The sequence below is a fragment of the Paraflavitalea devenefica genome (assembly GCF_011759375.1).
Taxonomy (GTDB): Bacteria; Bacteroidota; Bacteroidia; order Chitinophagales; family Chitinophagaceae; genus Paraflavitalea; species Paraflavitalea devenefica.
Genome location: NZ_JAARML010000007.1, coordinates 183616 through 204413 on the forward strand (window position 1 = coordinate 183616; position 20798 = coordinate 204413).

The 20798-nt window shown below is 48.1% G+C and carries 3 protein-coding genes; 1 reads left to right on the plus strand and 2 read right to left on the minus strand.

What is annotated here, in order from left to right:
* The first annotated feature begins 16 nt into the window (after positions 1 to 16).
* Positions 17 to 1933, plus strand: coding sequence for a heparinase II/III domain-containing protein (locus HB364_RS29730; RefSeq protein ID WP_167292076.1), 1917 nt, complete (start codon positions 17 to 19; stop codon positions 1931 to 1933).
* Here HB364_RS29730 and HB364_RS29735 read toward each other — a convergent pair.
* Positions 1919 to 13138, minus strand: coding sequence for a Tc toxin subunit A-related protein (locus tag HB364_RS29735; RefSeq protein WP_167292077.1), 11220 nt, complete (start codon positions 13136 to 13138; stop codon positions 1919 to 1921). The two genes, HB364_RS29730 and HB364_RS29735, sit on opposite strands and share 15 nt — an antisense overlap.
* A 4-nt stretch (positions 13139 to 13142) precedes the next feature.
* Positions 13143 to 20765 carry a SpvB/TcaC N-terminal domain-containing protein gene (locus HB364_RS29740; RefSeq protein ID WP_167292078.1) on the minus strand — a complete coding sequence of 2541 codons (7623 nt, stop codon included), beginning with the start codon at positions 20763 to 20765 and terminating at the stop codon, positions 13143 to 13145.
* Between the last annotated feature and the right edge of the window lie 33 nt (positions 20766 to 20798).

Below are 20798 nucleotides of genomic sequence, written 5' to 3' on the forward strand. Positions count from 1 at the left end.
GTACGATATTTATTGTATGCATTTGACTACTTACAGTACCCGACATCGCTTACCAGGCAGGATTGCCCTGCTAAGCGCGCTACTTTGTATATGCCTTGCGCAGTTTACGCCCTGCCATGCCGGGGTGATTGATACTTCCCGGATCATGGGGCATCCCCGGTTGCTGTTGCTGAAAGGACAGGAAGAGTTAATTAAAAATAATATCAAGGCCCATCCGCTCTGGGAGAAGGTGCATACCGACCTGCTGAATGAATGCGATATCATCCTTGGCCTGCCACCAGTGGAGCGGGTATTGATCGGCAGGCGGCTGTTGGGCAAGTCGCGGGAAAGCCTCCGGCGTATTTTCTTCCTGTCATATGCCTGGCGGATGACGCACAAGAAGAAGTATTTCAATAAATGCGAAGAGGAACTGCTGGCCGTGTGCAAATTCAGCAACTGGAACCCCGATCATTTCCTGGATGTGGCGGAGATGACGATGGCCGTAGCCATCGGTTATGACTGGCTGTATGATGAACTGTCTGCCGCTTCCCGCCAACTGATCAGCCAGGCCATCATCAGCAAAGGACTAACGCCTTCCCTCGATGACAAGTACAATGGATGGCTGCGGGGCAATAACAACTGGAACCAGGTATGCAACACGGGCATTACTTATGGGGCGCTGGCAGTGTATGAAGATCAGCGGGCACTGTCTGTACAACTGGTAGAGCGCGCTTTAAAAAGCATACAGATCCCTATGAAGACGTATGCCCCTGACGGCAATTATACGGAGGGGTATAGTTACTGGGCCTATGGCACCAGCTATAATGTGTTTTTGATCAGCGCCCTTGAGCAAATCTTTGGAACTGACTATCAACTTTCGCAAGCGCCCGGTTTTTTGCGTACCCCTTCTTTTTATGAACACCTGGTAGGCCCTTCGGGCCTACCCTTTAACTATTCCGATTGCGCCAGCGCAGCCGATGGACTGCAACCTGCGATGTTATGGTTTGCTTCCAAACTGCACGATCCTTCCCTGCTGTGGCAGGAGCAGGCGAATATGCAAAAAGGAAAGATCCTGGCCAAATGGAACCGCTTTTTACCGGCCGCCCTGGTATGGGGCAAGGACCTGGATATGCATACCCTGCAGCCGCCGGCATCGCCCGTGTGGGTAGGCGATGGAGAGAACCCGGTAGCGATGATGCGCAGCTCCTGGACCGATCCCAACGCAATTTATATAGGATTTAAAGGAGGCACTCCTTCAGCAGGACATGCCCATATGGATGCAGGCTCTTTTGTGATGGACGCCGAAGGCGTAAGATGGAGTGCCGACCTGGGGATGCAGGAGTATGAATCGATGGAGTCAAAAGGGTTGAAGATATGGGATATGAGCCAGGGGTCGGATAGATGGAAGGTATTCCGGTATTCCAATTTCTCGCACAGCACACTCACGGTTAATCATGCTTTGCAGGCCGTGAAGGGAAGGGCCGTGATCACGAAACATTCGGATGACTCCCTGTTTACCCATGCCGTGATGGACATGAGCACGCTGTATGCCGGCTCACTGGCAAAGGCGGCCCGGGGCATTGCCCTGGTGAACAAGCAATATGTAACAGTGCGGGATGAAATAGAGACCGGCGATACCACCTGCACCATCCGCTGGGCCATGCTTACGCCGGCTAAGGTAGCATCCGTCAACAATAACCGCGCACAACTGACGCATAAAGACGGCAAGAAGCTCACCCTCTATGTTGACGGACTGCCACAACAGGCAACCCTGCAAACATGGCCTACCGACCCGCCGAATAGTTATGACGCCCTGAACCTGGGCACTGTGCTGATCGGGTTTGAAATTGTAGTACCCGCCCATACCAAGGTGGCGTTTAACGTATTCCTGGTACCGGGCGAACAAACCATTACGATCAAAAAATCTTTACTCAGGCCATTACAGCAATGGTAAAGGGGTCTTTTTTATTTCCGGCAAGTTGCTTACCTGTTGTGCAAATTCCACTCCCCCATCCTGTGCAGTATAATTGATGTATAGGATCACATCGGAGATGGTACTCAGGTCAAAAGCATTGGTGGCCTGCGGAATGCTTAACTCCCAGTCAGACACAGCCCCTGTTCCTTCAAATGGCAGGTATCGTTCGTCATTAAAATTAAGTTCAAATAGACCACTGTCGCCACTTGCTTTGGAAATAGCTATTTGCTGATTCGGCCGCCAGTTGATCCGTAATGAATTGTTGCCCGGCGCCTGCCCCTTTTCATTGCTGACCAGATATTTTACGGTATTCAGGTTGGGCTGTGTGACCACTTTGTTGGACTGCTGCCGGAGCGTAGCTTTTATAGATTGATAAGGACCCACAATAGCAGGAATGGTAATGGACACCGTTTTTATTTTCCGGTTGTAATGACCGGGAAAATCCCTGTCATACAATTGTTCCATTAAACTGATCCTGCAGGTTCCTGTTTTTACCAGCTTCTCGAGTTCCGTTACAGACAGCATCTTTAAGGATACGATCTTTTGTATTTCGAGGTATCGCTGGTTATTGTCAATATAAGCTTTTTCCAACCTGCCCAGGTCGGCCATCAGTTTTTCGCCTGCCAGTAACCCCCGGTGGGTATTGCTCCAATAACCATAGCTGATGATGTTTTCATTCCTGTTCAGTTCGAACTGGTAGGCTACCTGTGCTTTTTGGGCCAGGTCCTGCGCCATCTGGAATGCCTGGTAATAGACGGAACTGATCTGGTCGATCATCCATTGGTACATTTCCCGGTTGGTGAATTTATTGGCATAGAATTGCTGCAGGTCCTGGTTGTTGGCGATATTTTGATTTTGTACTGCCAGGTCTGTAGTAGCATTCTGCACATGGATGTCGTTGATGGCTTTTTGTATTTTTATGGAAGTGACTTCATACTGCGCCAGTTTTAATTGCAATCCCCAGTCTTCAGTCCTGCGGGTATAAGACGCAGAAACGGCGGTCATATTGGCCTGGTTATTGGCGATATTGCTGCCCGAACTTAAGGCAGCGGCGGCAGATTCTATGGAGCCACCGGGACTGAAATCCCCATCGGCAAATCCAAAAACAGTGGGTATCAGATGACCCACTACTGCTGCCACATGCAAGGCGGTGGCAGGTATCTCCACCTCTATGGCTATTTGGTTTAATGAAAGGGCTTTTGCTTCCAGCACAGAAACTGGTTTTGTCAGCATTTGGGTATAGTAAGCCACCCTTTCATTAGCGCTAGCCAGGCTTTGGTCCAGGACCAGGCCCTGGTTCATGGCCTCTTCTATTTCCTTTTCTTTGATGGAGGTAGTAAGGTCAAGGATGGTCTTTTCCTGCACCGTACGCAGCATGGCCAGTTGCTCTTCATCATTCCTTTCCAGTGCACCCAGGATCTGGCGGCCAAAATCAATCACCCTTTCCGTCACTGCTTTGGCATACTCTATCATTTTAGCGAACCTGAAATACGGGATCGTTGTTGCATAGCTGATCGGAACGTCGGCCAGGTTGACGCCCGCGGCGCCTGCCGCCACCAGCATCATCGGATTGATGGGTGGTTCAAACAATGCCAGTGATTGTTGCTGGCCCAGGATGTTGAGGCAATTCCTGATCTCAAAGAGCCTGGTCTCCACGAGGTCCTGGCAGACAGCCAGTTCATCGTTTTCCGGGATACCAAAGTAGAAGTTGGACAGGGAAGCAGAAAGCCGGGGCGTATATTGCATCCGGGGATGTACCGGGGGCTGCATATCTTCTATATCGATCACAAACTGGGGAATGTGATTTTGATATTCGTTTTCAATCTCCGCTATGGTGATGGGCACTCTTTTCTTAAAGCTCCCTGAGATATCGGGTCTTTTCCCCAGTAGTTCTTTTGCCAGCACATATAACATTTCCGCCTGCGTGATGGTTTCCCAGGTATACTGGCTAAACAGGTTATCGCCCCAGTTCAGCAAATTCGTGATATAGTTGACCACGGTCTTCTTCTCAAATGCCCCGGGACGCAGGTAAGCTATTGCTTCAGGATCGAAGGGGTCCAGGTCGTATAGCAAGACCTGGTCTGTATCTTTTTGCGCGTTGCCGGTAAGGATCTTTACAATGTCTTCCGGTTTACCCAGGCTTCTGAAATAGCCCAACTGCCAAAAACGGTCATTGCTTTGATCGGCCGCCGTTGGTTTAAACAGGTACTCATACCAGCGTTTGGCATCTTCAAAATGCTGGTTACTGCTCAACAATTGAGCAATCAGCATGGGAATGTGGTAAAACAGCTCCCAGGTGTATTTCCCATAGGGCGCCCCTGCTGACAGATCAGACGCGGTAATGTTACCGGAGTTCTTTGCATATAAATAATCAGCGCCGCCCATGAACAAATCTTCATTAAGCCGTTGTATCCTTCTGCCGTTTACGTTTTGAATGACATTAAGCGCCATGGTGTTGTCAGCAGGCGCAGGAAGATTGCGGGGCTTGTCAATGCCTGTATAAATGGCCCAGATCTGCGAAGCAGACAATGCTTTGTTGACCAACAGTAAATCAGCCATCAGGCAAGTCGTATAAGCATTGTTGTATAAGCCCAGGTTGAGCGGCGAACTGCCGGTATAAGGCAGGTGCCCTGCAGAAGCATTATCCGGCAATCCATTCACAAATATGCTTTGTGTTTGTGATGCTTCATCATAGGTAAATACCAGGAAATACCATTTGTTGGCTGCCAGTTGTACCTTGCCCTGCGTACTGCTATTGTAAAAATCCATAAACGCTGTATCATCCCTGATCAGCAAACAGAAAGATTCGCCGGGTGTTGCTGCGGAGGAAGCCAAAATGGGATAGTCGCCAGTGCTCACAAAGTTGCCCAATACCCAGATACCTATGGTGAAGCTATGATTGAAAAAAGTATTGAAATGGGCCGGCAGTGTGGCATATTGATGGTAGCTGCCGCCAAGATTCAAATCCAGCACATTCCTGGCATTGAGTGGCGGAATATCCAGGTTGACGAAATGAGCAGGGAGTGAGGACGGCAATAGTGCATAGTCTGGATCATGCTGCACTTCCTCCAGGTTGGTGTTCAATTCCCATTCATAACTTTCAACATCATCCGACACCTCAAAGCCGATGTATTGTGTATAGATAGTTAACACCTCCGGATCAGGCAAAGTGGCATGGACCATAAACATATCCGCCATGTTCCCGTAAGCAAAGTTGGCGCCGTCAGATCCCAATAACAGGGGTACATTTCCCTGCAGGCCATCCGTCATGATCGCCCGGTTATCCAGCGCCCCATTAATAAAAATGGATAGCTCCCGTGTTTGGGCATTGTAACGGACAACTATAAAGTACCAGGCCTTGTTCCAGAGTTGCGTATTGCTTGTTATTACCTGGGGACCAACACCAACAACCACATTCCCGTTTATTAATTGTATAGAAAGCGGATAGGGCGCTGCGGCAGCAGGGTATAGAATGGGCCTGGTACCTGCCGTAACCAGTGGACTGATCCAGCACCCCAGTGTAAAACTGTCGTTGAACCAGGTATTGAAATAAGATGGCAAGAGGAGACCTCCCTGATAGGACATGCTTAAATCGAGCACGCCTCTATTGACAAACACGCCTTTGCCGGGAACAAATGACACGCCCTTCCCCGTTCCCAATGGATAATTCCCGCGCAGGTCTGCATTGGTCTTATCAAAGGTCCACATGTATCGCTCGTACAGGTTTAAAACAGCATCAACAGGCAGGCTTAATTCGGAGGAAGGTTTGATACCGCCATTCTGAGCGCCAATGCTGATCAGGAGATCAGCAATATCCAGGTAATCATTAAAAACATTGATATCCGGTTTGGGTGGCAGTATTACTTGCGCCGGATCAACACCGGAGGGTATGAAGGTAAAATCAAGCGCATTGTCCGGATCGGGTACTTCATGGGGGTTTGCCCATTGCCCGTTGGAGTTTTGGAATGAATAATACACTTTTGTGTCATAATGAAAAGTCTTATCCGAAGAATAGGTATTGCTGTTGCCGGATACCTGCTGCCGGGTAAATTCAAGCCAGAAAAGATATAACCTGCCGCCGGCATAGATACAGGCTGCACTATCGCCCCTGATGCTGATGTTTATTTTCTCCCAGTTGGTCCAGTTGACCCAGGTATCAGGCGTATCCGCAGGAAGGATGGCGTCGGCCATCCTGTAATAATACCCTTCATTCCTGTTCTTTGTTTTGGCAATGACGAACCAGGTATTTTTTATGATGATCCTGCCATTGACAAAACTGGCGATGCGCCCCATACAACTTGATACAACGGTAAGACCGGTAAGCGCTTCAAGATCATGAAAATAAGATTGAAAGGCCGCTGTAGCGCTGTCGTTAGTCAGATTGGACTGGCTCAGTTTATTTTGCAGATCGGCATACACGCTTGTTTTGTCTTTACGAAGGGTAGGATCAATATATTTTTCCGGGAACAGGAACACCTCCCGGTTGGCTTCCCATATCCTGTAGTGCGACATCCAGCTCCACTCCACTTCTGCAGCATTCCCTTCCTCTTCATTTCCTCTTATGGAAGTATAGGGTTCCAATTGCATCCTGCAACGCTCTATATATAGTTGCAGGCTGTTCAGGGCAGCCTTGATTGTTGAAATGCTGCGGCAACCGCCAGACCCGACATCAATCAGCAATAGCTCATACAGGTCATTAATACCTGTTATATCTGTAAAGCGGTTGCGCAGGGAAAAGATCATGTACCCCGCAAGGGCATCCCGTTCGCGCTCCAGGAATTTATTCCGCAAAGGATTGTAAACGGTATCCCATTCATCCGGAGAACGCCCTATGGCAAGGGCGCTGGCCAATTTAGCGGCATAATCCTCATAGGACGCATAGATGGCATTATTATGATCAGGGTCAGGGTCAGGATTGTCTGTTGTACTCCTTACTTTTAGTTGAAGTTTGGAGAGGCCGATAAATCCCAGTAAAGATCCGATACTTACGCCCAGTTTATTGGCCAGCTTAAAACAATCATCCGCAAAACCGAACCAATGTATATCATGCTTTGTGCCATAAAAAAGCAGGATGGGTTTGTTCCCATCGGCCGCTCCGATGATTAAGTTACCCTCACTGAGCGCTATGGGCCAGGGCTGAAGGGATATGAGCGGGCAGGCAGGCAGTTGAAAAGCATTGCGGAAGGAGAGGATATTATCCTGGATGTAATAAATAAAGCAGGTATTGGTGGCATCATTCACCACCAACGCATCATCCTCTATGGCAATGGTGCAAATGCCCGAAAATGCCGCGTTGGTCAATGCTTTTATTGTTGACGGCTTGTCAGTATTGACATCTGTGATGTAACTGATGACCGGATGGACGCCCGACATAGCAGACATCACTACAATATTTCCGTTGGTGACCACTTTTGCCGTACTGCAGGGAACGGCCGGCACCACCGGAACAACAGCAGCATTGTTGATCCTGAAAATATAGGCATAGCTGACCGACCCGATGGTGATGATATCGTCGTATAAGCTGATGGAGCTTCCTACTGATTTATCGCCAGACTGAACAGGGAAGTCTGCTTTTTGATACGTCCACTGGCCGGATCCGTATTGAAACAGGTACACATTACCGGATTGGTTAGCGCCGGCATTTGGCGCTCCTATGGCAAGCCTATTCCCGTAAACAGCGATTGTATTGCCGAAGGCTGCTCCTGCAGCAGCATCGGGCGCTGTTAAGGAGATTGGCTGGCTCCACATTTTGGTGTCCCTGTTGTATTCATAGATATATACCACCCCTGCACCATTGTTTACGGCTGTATCGGTTATGAAGGCCCGCAGTTTTATTGTATCCACATCAGCATAGCTTTGTATCATTACTGCGGCGCCAAAAGAACCGGCATGTTGCGGGGCAGGGATAGCCGGCAACGCTTCCCATTTCTCCCCTTCCAGTTGATACACCAACACGCTGTTTAACGATGGATAACCAGCGATGGCATAACTGCCGCCTGCCCCGATGGCTGTGGCCGAAGGATTCAGGTTGCCCGGGATATTGATGGTGGCAAATAACTCATAAGGGCAATTCCACTGCGACAATTGTTGTAAGCCCTGTGCATCCCACTGCGTAAGTTGAGCGATATAATTTACCAGTGAACCCATGTCATCGGGCCTGTAGAAGTAATTGGCAAAAGACATGTCTTCTTCCTGGTACGTGCTGTTGAGTTTTTTAAACAGTAAGACGGCTTTGATCTGATCAAGACTGAATACGCCGCGGGTTGTTTCCCTGGCAGATGTAAAGAACCGGTCGCTGTTATCAACAAGGCACTTAAATTCTTCATCAGACAATTGCAGGGTTTTCACTGTAAACAACAATTGTCCCAGATCAGTTATGAAATCATTTATCTGTGCAACAATGTCCTTTTCAGTACCGGGCAACTCATAGATAACAACACGCACATAATCCCCCTCTTTGAGCAGTGCGGCCAACTGCCCGTCGGAACTACTGAAATACAAGGCTGGTCTATCCTGGTTAAATGATCCGTCAATATGGTATTTGCTGTATTTGTCATCAGTTGGAAAAGAACCATCGGCCGCGAAGACGAGCGGCCTTTCAGCCGGCAACAGCTTATAGATATCCAGGGCGCCATCCCTTTTATCTAAAAAGTACAGGTCATCGGCCGATTCAGTGATCAGCCACTTATTGGCAGGATTGCCATCAGCATCCGGGAGCCTGGTAATGGTTGCCTTCTCCCTGATATTGATCTTATTGGCATTGAACTGGTCTACCAGGTAATTGCTGATAAAAGGAGCAGTACGGTCAAGGTCCAGGGAGAATTCAAGCCAGTTCAGGCTGAACCTGTATGCCAACAGGGTTTGTACATAGTGCGGGAATTCATCCTTTGCAGCCATATAATCAGCATACACCGCCAGGTTTTTATTTACCTGGAAGTAATCTGCCAGTTTCTGTAAGGCGCCCTGCTTTTGCGTGCTGATCTTTTTATTGAGGATGTTCCGCAGGTTGACAATTGTTTTCCAAAGGTCAATGAAAGGTTGACTGCCCGGGTCGTTGGTTACCGGGTCAAATGCAGGGATAAGGCATCCATTGGTATCGAGGTAGTTAAATCCATCGGGAATGACGGTGTTGAAAATAATGTTCCAGGCAGGCTGACCGGCATAGGCGCCGTTGATATCCCCTGCTATATCTTTGGCCGTTGCAGATCCCTGGCCTTCATTCAGCGGCCAATAGTTGGTGTTGCCTTTGACGGGACCGGATGGATTATCCGCTGAAGGATATAATTCCTGCACGATGGCTGCGGCTGTAACACTGGCATCAAACACTCTTAATTCGGCCATACCTGTTTCAAAACTGTCCCCACTTTCGCCCAGGGCAAGCGTACCTGTAATACCGGCCGGGATCTGTAACCCTGACAGATTCGTAAACGGGGGCAGGTTATCCAGTGATATCAATTGCTCCTTGTAGGAAAGGACCAGGAAATGCCACTGGTCACCATCCGGTATTTTGCCAATTACCTGTGGGTTATTGTTTTGAGTGGTAAGTACCAGACTGCCACCTATGAGCTGCACTTTGGTAATATTGGGTGTTTGGCCGGTAGTATACAAAGAATACAGGGTACAGGTACCCGTTTGTTTCCCATCATACTTAAACCAACAGCACACAGCGCCCGCCCCGGCCGTTTGCACCGGGAAGCTGCTATTGGGGTTGGATGGTATGATGATCTGTGATGCTGTTCCCTTTACTACATTGCCCACCTTGCCTATTGGTGTAAGCTGATGCTGAACGGCAAAAGAGAGTTCTTCGCAAACAAAACAACCGGATATTTCGGGAAAGCTGAAGTCATTCTCCAAAACAATACCCCTGTCATCTATTGCTCCTTTGTAAGCAAGCGTATTGTAAAAAACGCGGCTGATGGGTTCGGTCATCAGGTTTTGAAACTGCAATTCTCCCGCATTTAAGTACCATTGGATGGCTGCTGCTGAAAGGGATTTCAGCAGGTCCGGCACCTTCAGCAGATCGAAGCCCGTATCAATCCACTTACTGCTGATGGTGTTGCTGATATAGTTTAGCTGATAAACAGTCAGTTTGTTCTCCACCATCCACTGGTTGCAGGTAACTATGCTAACAATGTCACTGCTGCTAAAGAAGAAAAGGTTTTTAAGGTCCAGGAACTCCAGTAAAATGACCAGCTCCGGTATGGATAGTTGAAGTGAGTTGGCCAATAAGGCATACCTGTACAAAACAGACAGGTTTTCCACGCCTAGTTGAATTTCATTGGAGTTGGTATATAAGGCTGATCCGTTAAAGTAATCTATCAATGCTTTTAAGTTCCTGGCATCGAGGTTTAACGCTGCCATTAAACGGAATATGATGGCATGACTGCCTGCCGACTTTCCATCTGTTTGCCAAACCACGGGCTCGTCCTGGTAGTTGGGGTTGGGCTGGTAAAGCGGATGGTATAACCTGGGCGATGGATCATTGATCGTGGCCAGGTTGCTCTTCACAAAGGGCATGGGTTGGTTGAAGACGAGATCGAAGGGGGCCTGGGAAACCGGTCCGTTGCCTTCGCCATAGGTTTTGATATCGTGCCAGAAAGCAGTTGCCTGCCATGCCGTAAGGTTTAATGCATCCATTATCCATTGCAGGTCTTTAAGGGCCGTAAGGGAGCCCATCGTTATATCGTCCGCACCGGTAGCAATGAATGCCCAATCAAGGTCTTCATATGGCCATCCTGTAATGCCGGCCAACCTGATAAAACGGTTCAACCGGTCGAGCACGGCCATATCCAAACGGGCATACTGTAATTGATCTTCCAGCTCAATCACTGCCTTTATCAATTCCTGTTTCACCCATGTTTGCTTCAACACGTTGAATCGCCATGTATCAATAGCCGTTTTGGTACAACCGGTTAAAAGAACCGAATGATTGATAGTTACAGGGTGTATGGTAGTATAATAGGATGGATCATTCCAACCGGCAGCATCTGACCATGCCGGTGAACCCGCTTCTAATTGAGACCATTGTAAATTAGCCAGATCCAGTTCCCAGGTTTGGATGCCTGAAGCGCTTCGTCCTACCAAACCGATGTTCTTTCCTGTAGCGAATGCCCGGATAGTTGCATAGTTGGAAGGATCCTGCCAATCAGCGACCGTCCAGTTGGGCATAGTGCCGGCAGGAACATATACCCATTGAAATAAAACATGCTCAATCAGTTCAAGCCAGTATAGTTCTATCCCATCGGGGCCCGAGCCAAGCAGGAAAAGATGATCATCTGCCTTAAAGGTCTGGATCGTGAGATAAGAAGCCGGCAGCCACCATGGCGTGTAATCTTCCCATTGCGGAAAAGGAAACGGAGCATAAAACCATTCCGCCACCTGTTCTTCTATAAAATAAAGCGAATAGGTTTCAATGCCAAATTCTGAGCGCCCGGTTAAAAAAAGCTGATCCTTGTAAGCAATTACCTGAATAGTTAGATAGTAGGCTGGGTTCGTCCAGCCTTTCGCATCCGTAAAATCAGGTATCACGGAATCAAGCGGGGGAATGACCGGCGTCCATACATTCAGTGTTGTATCAAGGTACCAGGTAAGGACCCCACCGGGTTGCCGGCCCAGTAAAAATATTCTATGTCCTAATGCCACCGTTTTGATGGTGCGATAGTACTCAGGTTTGTTCCAGCCATTGGCATCAGACCAGTCGGGCCATTCCAGTACATTGACAACTTCGGCCCATGTATGCGTAGTTGTATCAAACACCCAGGCATGCATCCCATCTGCATAGCGGCCAAACAGGTACAGCTTTTTATGGGCAAGCGGGTTATCGTTTTCAGCAGCCACCGCCTGAATGGTGGAATAATATTCCTCCTGGTCCCAGCCGGCCTCATCCGACCAGGCAGGTGTGGCAGCAGTCAACTGCACCCAGTTTCTATGAGCGCTGTTGAATTGCCAGGTATCCATACCATTTTGGGTGCGCACCAACAGGTACAACTCATCCCCTGCCACCACCCGTTGCAGGGTGGAATAATACGAAGCGTCGGTCCATACCCCTTCATCTGCCCAGCCGGGCCCGGTGGTTTCAGCCGGGCTATAGACAAGGTGGTGTTGGTTGGAGCGCTTATTAATAAACAGGTTATTCAGCAGTTGATTGGCGCCCGGCAGGCCCCTGTTGATGTTCTGATAGAACAATGCTTCCAACTGGCTGGTTTGCGTAAACGCCACCTGGTTCATAAATACCTCGGCATTGGTCAATGATCCAAGGTTGGCATTGCTTTCAATGCCGGTGAAATGCGGCTTAGGGTTATCGGTCTTAATGTATCCATACGCCAGGTTTAAGCTGTCTTTATTTACCAACGGCGTGGTGAGGTAGGCGGTTTGCTCCGGCGTTAGCTTCAGGTACTCCCTGGTTTGCGCTTCGGGATCTATGTTAAAAGTGGTATAGATATCGTACAGGGTGGTTTGAAGGGCTTCGAGGTATTTCCTGGTCTTTTCTAACGGCGTATTAAAAGGGAGGTTAAACGGGAAGATGGTTTCGGCCATATATTGCAGCGCATTTCCGATCTTATCCTGCTCATTGACGCTGCCGTCTGCTTCTATCCTACCTTCCTTATCCAGTTTGGTTTGCAGTATTCCGTTCACCAGTTCCAGGTAAGGAATTTCTTTCACGGTATGCTCCTGGTCGAGGGGGATATTCCATATATCGGGACGTCTTGATTGCAGCAGCAGTGCTTTGTCTTCTTCATTGGGCGGTTGTATAATGTACTCGTTGATGTAGCGCATGAGGTCAACGAGGTAGGCCGCCGGACTGATCATGGAATCAAATTCGGCATCGGCAGCATAATCCGGGCTGCCAAACATTTCCGGATAGCTTTCCATGCCCTCATGAAAATTGATGATGTTGTTGTTGGGATTGGTGGAAGCAAGCGCCTTGTAAGCCGGCGACACCTGTCCGCGAACGGTGACCAGGTGGTTATCAATAAGCGCTTTCATCACCCTTGCCCTTTTCCTGATATTGTATACGGTATCCTTGCCCAGGCTGGCATCACCGAGCAATTCCTGCAATTGGTCAATAGATATATTGGCCAGTTGAATAGCCGACCGGATACCTTTACCGGCCAACTGCCTGGCCAGGTTTCCGGCAAGTCCGGTTTTCATTAAGCGAGCGGTGGATTTATCTGTATGTGTCATTGGTTTATTTTTTAAGCAGTACATCATAATGCGCATCCAACAGTTCATCAATTCCTATAATAGCTTCTACATGGTCGGGGTCCCACATCTTTTCGGTATTTATTTTAATAGGATGCCGTGGACTTGATTTCTTCTTATCTAACTTTGGTAAGGTTTGTATAATTGACCTGGAACCATCTCCCCGGCGAACGCCTATTCCCCAATGCTCCCAGGTATGAAAGGCGCCTTTCACGGTTTGCATGTGTAAGGTGAATGTTGATTTCTCCCCCTCGTTATTGGGATTGAGTTTAGCCGCCAGGGCTGCTATTTTCATGGAACCTTTCATAAACTGGATCTGCAGCTCGGCTTCCTCTTTAGATAATTTTTCTTTGGGTGCTCCTTCCAATAATGGCTTAAAGGCTTTCTGTTTAGTCAATTCCCTCAACTCACCCATTATTGAGTCAGCCTTTTCGCTTTGGGGGAATTCGCTTGGGATCCTGCCCAAACCTCCATAAAGCGTCTCATCTTTCTTTGAATGATTCCTGTATTTAAAAATGGCGCTCCTGCCCTTACTAAACAGTTGGGTTACGCTCAAATCATTATTCGGCGATGCTTTCCCGGCGTTCAACGCCCAATTCCAACAGGCAGTTTCTCTCATCTCCTCGGTATCACCCTGGGGCGCCGGGTCACCGTCTTCCTTTAAGTTTTCTATGCCTAAACTTTGAATCAATTGATCCTTCTTGGATATTTCTTTTTCTTCTTCCTCTTTAGATTTTTTTACCGCCTCCCCCTTGCCATCATCCTCCTTCTTCCTTTTTTTCCTAGTTCCATTTATATCATGCCAGGCGATAACCCTGCCACCTACAAAGGCATATAGGTTCAGGCCATCTACCGTACCGGCCGGGTCGGGATTTAACCATCTTCCCTGCCACGGCACATAATAGCGCAGCCCGTAGTAGTATAATCCGGTACTGTCGTCGCGCTCTTTGCCGCTGTAACGGTATTCCTTCGCTTTCACTTCTGCCTGGCTAATACCGGTAATGATGGAAGTGCCTCCGTACGGAAAATATTCTTCATAACTGATGAGCTGGGCATTGGTATCCATTTCCAAACAAACCGAACCGATATTGTTGTCCATTTGAAACCGGCATTGCCTTAACCCTTCCCTATCGGGATGGGCCGTATCCGTAAGGGTATAATATATGATGGCCACGCAGCCCTGGTCATCCATCACCCTGATGGTTTGCCTTTCGGATGTTACAAGCGTTGCACCACTAGCGACATTGATATTTCTTTTTATCTCATAATTGCCCAGGTAGATCTTATCTTCCACCAACGTAAGCGCACCGCCCTGGGCCATTTTTTCTGACACTTTCCGGGTGCGCCCGCCACTGCTGCCGTACAGATAATAATCGCAGTCGTCCGGTTCGTTCACACGTTTGATGATACCGGCTTTCACGAGGTGTTCACAACAATTGTAAGAAAGCTCCACCTCATTGGCAATATCCAGCTTCCGCAGGTTACCGGCCGCATCATAATCACTGTTTGTAAGTCTGTTGGAATAATCTTCCACCGCCAGGTCCCTTGACCACGAAGTGGTAACAGAAGCCGTGTGCTTTATATACACCAGGTTGCCGGAATCATCATAGGTATACCGCTCCGTATAGTTTTCAAGCTTGTTAGCGTCGGCCATATAAGGAGGCGGACCAAAAAAACATTGCTTAAAACTGTCCGGTGAATTATCCTGGTAGGTATTGGTGGTGATACCCGTATGCTGACGGCCGGTGGCGATGACAAGCTGGTAGAGGGCATTGTACGTATAATCGGCCAGCGGGTTGATCCGTTGGTTGTTGCAGAAAACAATGTTGGCCGTATTATCAAGCGTCCTGGTAATATTGCCCACAGGATCGTAATAATAGATTATGTCCTGCACCATCGTGGTGATATTCCCGTTGGCTGGCCTGGTACTTTTTATGGCCATAAGGCGTAAGGTGGTTTCTTCGTACGTATACCGGGTAACAATCCCATTCCCGTTTTTCAATAAGGTCCTTTGCCCGTTGGCATCGTACTCAATGTTTTCGATAATGGACTGAACAGCTTCGTTACCGGGAAACTTAACAGATACGGTTATAAGCCGGCCCGCCTGGTTATAAGTATTGGTGGTTACGGAATCATCGGGTGTTGTTTGCGTCAGCATCTGCTGTATGGCATTGTAGGTAAATGCAGTGCGGTAAACCCTGTCTTCCAAAAGCAACAGTTCGTCTCTCCAGTCGGCCGGCGTTTTATAGTCCTTCAGCAGTTGGCGGGTCGTTTCCAAGGGCAATCCGGTCATGGTATAGGAAGGGTTCACTACGATACCGGAAAGGTCTTTGGTCTGGTACAGTTGTCCGCGCAGGTTATACCCGGCCGCACCGGTACAGCTTTCTCCATAAGTGAATACTTCCACGAGGTTAAAATTATCATAGTTCGTAACAGGCCCCGGTTCCGTGATCTTTTTAATGGTCAGGGCTGTCTTCCGTTGCAATCTGTCGTACAGGATAAACTGGCAATAGCTGCGCGGGCTCCAGGTCCATAGTTGCGCGTTAAAGATATTCGACAGGTGTTTTTCGGCAGATAAACCCAGGAGTGGATTCTCTACGCCTGCATCCGCACTATCTATGAATACAGGATCCTTATCCGTCATGGAATACCTGTACCTGAAGTTGTAATGGCTGGTATTGTTGATGATGTTCCCGTAATAGATCCTTGGGTCAACAGCCATCAGTACCCTGCCTGAAATATCGCTGATATAATAAGTAGTAAGACAGTTCTCTTTAAGTATATCAATAATTGGCTGCAGTATATCATTATACCTTGCATTGAGGTGCAAGACAAACCCTTTTGCATAGGGCTGGAATTTGGGGGTGAGAAAATGCAGCTCCAGCTCCGGAAAATCCGGGTACGGCGCCAGGTAGCCATTTAAGATAAGATCGTTCCAGATGGCTGCTGAAGAAATGACGGGCGTTTGAAGCGAGGCAAAAGCATTTTTGGGTACATTGCCCAGGTTGTTTCTAACGTCCAGGAATGGATGGCCGCTGTTATCAAAGATGGTCCCGGAAGGAGTGTTGTAAAATGCCACGGCTTTTTTAATGGCATCCACTTCGTTGGGCGTCAGGTTGCCGGGATACTCATGCTGGTAGAACCAGGAGTCCAATATAGTATCATCTTCATCATACTGTAGTTGCTCCCAGGGAGTAAATGCTACCCTAGAGAAAAACCTTTTGGGTGTGTCTATCCGGATGACCCTCAATAAAGGATCGTAGTGTGTTACAGTAGGTGGTGGCCCCGGAATGCTTTCCTGGTCCTCATAGTCAGGGGAAGCCGTAAAATAAGGCAGGTATTGTTCGCAGGGTTTTCCTTTGTTGTTGTACACCGTTCTACCGGTTACCTGCCATTCTTCGCCTGGAATATTATTAGCTTCATTACCATTTACTGTGCATTTTAATTTCGCTTCAATACTCCTGCCCAACCCATCTGTATAACTGATCATTACCTGGCAATAAGGGCTGCTATTCCCATCCGGCGCCTGCCAGTAATGGTTCCTGACGAGCTGGATAGCAGCAACGGGCTGCTGCGCATCCACCCAGGCATTCAGGTTATAAAAGTAATAGGTGCTGGCCCCCTGCAAAAATTTTCCGGGGTTATTGATCACTGCTGTAAAAGAGCCTTTACCGGGGTCCTGGTACTCCGCTTGTTTTCCCCCGTCGGGATACAAGGTCATGCCGCCTGCTGTTGTGTCATTCTCTGTTCCAAAAAGAGAAGACACGATCACCTGGCCCAGCGGATCGAACAATACCTGACCTGTATTACCATTGATGTCCACTAACTGGCGTGGCTGACCTGTTATGTAATCCATCTGCGCATACTGCGTATTAACAGTATTACTGTCAATTTCTTCTGTGAGCTGTACAGGGAACAGGTAATAGTGATCATAAAAGATGGAGGTGCACACATGGAGGGAAGGGTCCTGGGTGAGCAGCGCCCGGGACGTTCCTGCTGCGCCCGAAAGGGGTTGAAGGGCAAAACTATTTTCGCTTTTAAAGGGTAAATAAAAAGTTTGGGGAGCATCCAGGTCCATGGAAGGCGCCAGATAATATTGCACAAGTCCTTTGTTCCACCAGTACCCGTTATCAGGGCCGGGCGTATAAAAGTATCCGCCATGCGTGCAGATCACATTGGAGAGATAGCCGTCATGGGTATAGCCGGCTTCGTCAATCAGCCTGCCGTCATACGTATCAATGGTAAACTGTTTGGGAAAAACGGCTTCTTCTGTATGGTGCAATAAGGCCGGCGAACAGATAAAACCGAGCACAGGGTTTTGGTGAAGGTTTGCCCAGTTCCAGAAGTATTGCCGGCTCCAGGTAATTTGCCTGACCTGTACGCCCCCCGTGAAGACGCCTCCATAAGGAATAATGACCGACCGGTTGGGCAGTCCAATGGTATCCACCTGCTTTTTTATGCCGTCAAAAGAGAAGTATTCATTGATGTCCGGCAGGATACCGGCCAGTTCAAGATTTTGTTCTTCACAGGGCACCTGACAAAAAAGGAAATCATCTATTACGTCTACATACCGTTGCAGCGCCAGTGTGCCCCGCACGGTATATTGTTCGGGATATTTTACAAAATCAACCGAATTGTTGGGGCGTCTTGACAGGTAGAGGATGCAGGATTGAAGTGTATTGCCAAAAGCATCTGTTGCCAGCGTAAAGGTTTGCTGCACGCGCGGGTCCAGGGGATTGCGCTCATAGTTGTAAGCAATACTTTCCCTGGGCACTACTAAAAAAACAGCATACGGCTGGCTTCCTTTTTCCTGGTATAAAAAAACTTTTTCGTTTGCTTCCGTTACGGTGTAGGGATTTTGGTATAGCAAAGGATTGATGTCTTTATCGGCTGCATATACTTCCGTACGTATAACCTGCCCTTTAAGCGCCAGCCAGGCCTGGCGCAATGTATCGGGATCCTGACGGTATATTAATTCATCAAAAACGGTGTCGGGAAAATCGTACGCTTTGGTATCCCCCTTAAAGAAATGCGCTTTATAGTTGGTCATGACCGCGGGATCGTCAAAACCGGCACCGGTATGATACCAGGTCCTGCTATACACCGGGGGTACATAGTTTTCTTCTTTCGTAGTGAGATAGGGTGACTGGCTGTGGCTGTTTTCATAAGTTTCCGTATCCCATGTTTCCACATAGCCAAAACCTATGAACTCCCTTTCAACAGGATCATAATGTCCGTCATGAAATGTAAAACTGCTGGTATAGCAAGCCCCGTTGATCTTATCAATCACACTTATTTTTTCCGTCACCTGCACCGGGAATGGCAGCCTGGTAACCCAGGGATCGCCTGCTCTTTTATCTTCAAGGTAGAATTTGGTGGAGCTGCAATATTGGATCCGGTTGGCCATGCCCAGGTTGTTATCAATTTCAATGAGCAGGTAAGGCTTCATGCTCTTTTGCGGCCGGCCATCTATGATCATTTCTCCTGTAAAATCGTAGTAATAATGCCGCATCACCGGCCCGGCCTTGGTATATACCAGGCAATTGGTGCCATTCCCGTTTATATCGGCAAAGCTTACCTGGTCAATGGCGCTATAGGGTTCAGGCAGATCAATGGTAATGGGAGCTGAAAAGTAATTGCCGCTATGATTGATGTAAAGGGTTATGGTATTCTGCTGCACATACAGGATATCTGTTGTGCCGGAGCCGTCAATATCGGCCAGCGATAACCTTGCTATATCGAAGTCATCGCCAAACGAGGGAGCATTGCCCATGGTGATCTTTTCACCAAAAACACCATAGCCCCTATCGGGCCAGCACTCCACGCTTCCATTGGCTATTTTCACCCGGTGCGAAAGCCCGTCGCCCATCATATCGGTAAAACCAACGTACTGCTGTAAATACCCCTCTTTAACAGATGGAAAGCCTGTTGGCTTTTTTACGTTGACTGCCGGTCCATATCCATCGGTACCGAGTGAAGGATATACGGTCAGGTAAGCACGGTCAACAATCAGTGCATCGGTTTTTCCATTATTGCTTAACCCGGCCATTTCTATGGCAGGACTGTCTATATTGGTGGGCACCGACTTAAAAGGTGTATACCGTTGCCAGTCGCCATCACCCTTTTTAAGGTAGTATCCGTTCCTTTGCCGATCGCTGACTACCAGGTCAAGTACACCATCACCATTCAGATCGGTTAACGACAGTCCTGTATTGGCAAAATCACGGTCAGACGGAAACCGGAAAGGAAATTCCGGCTGATCATATTGTCCTTCGCCTTCCGGTGCACAATAATAAAGGGTAGCTCCCTCCTGGTACAGCAATCCGGCAATGCCTTCTCCGTTCAGGTCAACCGGTTGAAACCCGGTATTGTTTAAATACCCCGGCACATGGCGATCATTGACCGTTATATTTTTAAATGGGGGATTCAGGGGAGGATCAAAGGCTGAGAAACTAAACAATGTTGGAGGGGTTTGCTGTATGTCATACTCATCCGTGGCCTTCTTCCCCAGCCTTCTGTACCCAACCATGGTAGCCTGGCTGAGTAAAGAAAGCCCCGGGTTATTGTTATCATTATAATTACAGGACTGTTTATAATCAATATGTACACTTTTAACCAGGCAGGGATCGCCCAATTCGTCTTCAAAAAGATGAAAGAGCATGATGTTGTAGCACAGCCGGCAGGTGCGGATCTCAAAACCACTGTCATAGGACGAGAACGCATCGGGCCTGTATTTCCAGTTGTTGACCGGGCGATAGGGATCGGTTATTGGTTGCTTACCGGCATTGAGTGAAGGCAGCTCATATTCTCCATAGTCAAAGATCAATTCATAAGCAAATTGTGCCGTGCCCTGCGGACCGGTATAATTGCCGTATTGTATTTTTTGCAGGTATTTATTGTTGTAGGAGCGGTTCTGCTCCCAGGGCTTGTCGGGCACATTGTCTTTATTCTCGGCCTTATAGGTATAAACGATCCTGTTCCCTTTGGCATCTGTTGACTGTTCCATTAACCATTCCACTATTTGCGCCGGGTTGTCAGGATTAAAGATCCTTGAATGCTCCGACCCGCCAAAAACCGATACCGTATTTTCAGTGGTGGTTATTTTCCAGTAAGATTCCGACTGATCCGCTTTAACAAAATGCTGTATTAAAGAAAATGCCCCTTGTACTCTTGGCAGGTATTCAAATACTTCCCACTCATTACCGGTTTTGTGAGGGCTTTGCTTTTTAAGGACCAGTTCGCTTCCCTCCAACATAAAGATATCATGGCCATCGTACCGGGGAATTCCCTTTCCCGTTCTTATGGAAATGCTGGAGACAGGCAATGAAAAGCCCATGCCGAATACGCCATTTCCATTGCCTGAGCTATAATCAATGGATAACTGTGGTTCGAATCCCCTGGCGGCCGTACCAGGAATGGCGATAGAATAGTTTGCTGCCCCTGTAAATACATCGGCCTTAAATGTTTCTCCCATTCCTTTGATGGCGCCCCCGCCTTTGGGCAACGCCATGGAAGGCATTTGTATTACACCAGGTTTTGAACCTGCTTCTTTTGGAGGAGTATTAATAAATGATGAATCCCCCTTTTTATTATTGGACGTAGTATTCATATACAGGATATGTTAATGGCTTTCAGGATTCAG

What these genes read in the sequence shown, in the direction of transcription:
- HB364_RS29740 (WP_167292078.1), bottom strand. Translation starts at nt 20,765, where the DNA reads ATGAATACTACGTCCAATAATAAAAAGGGGGATTCATCATTTATTAAT.
- HB364_RS29735 (WP_167292077.1), bottom strand. Translation starts at nt 13,138, where the DNA reads ATGACACATACAGATAAATCCACCGCTCGCTTAATGAAAACCGGACTT.
- HB364_RS29730 (WP_167292076.1), top strand. Translation starts at nt 17, where the DNA reads ATGCATTTGACTACTTACAGTACCCGACATCGCTTACCAGGCAGGATT.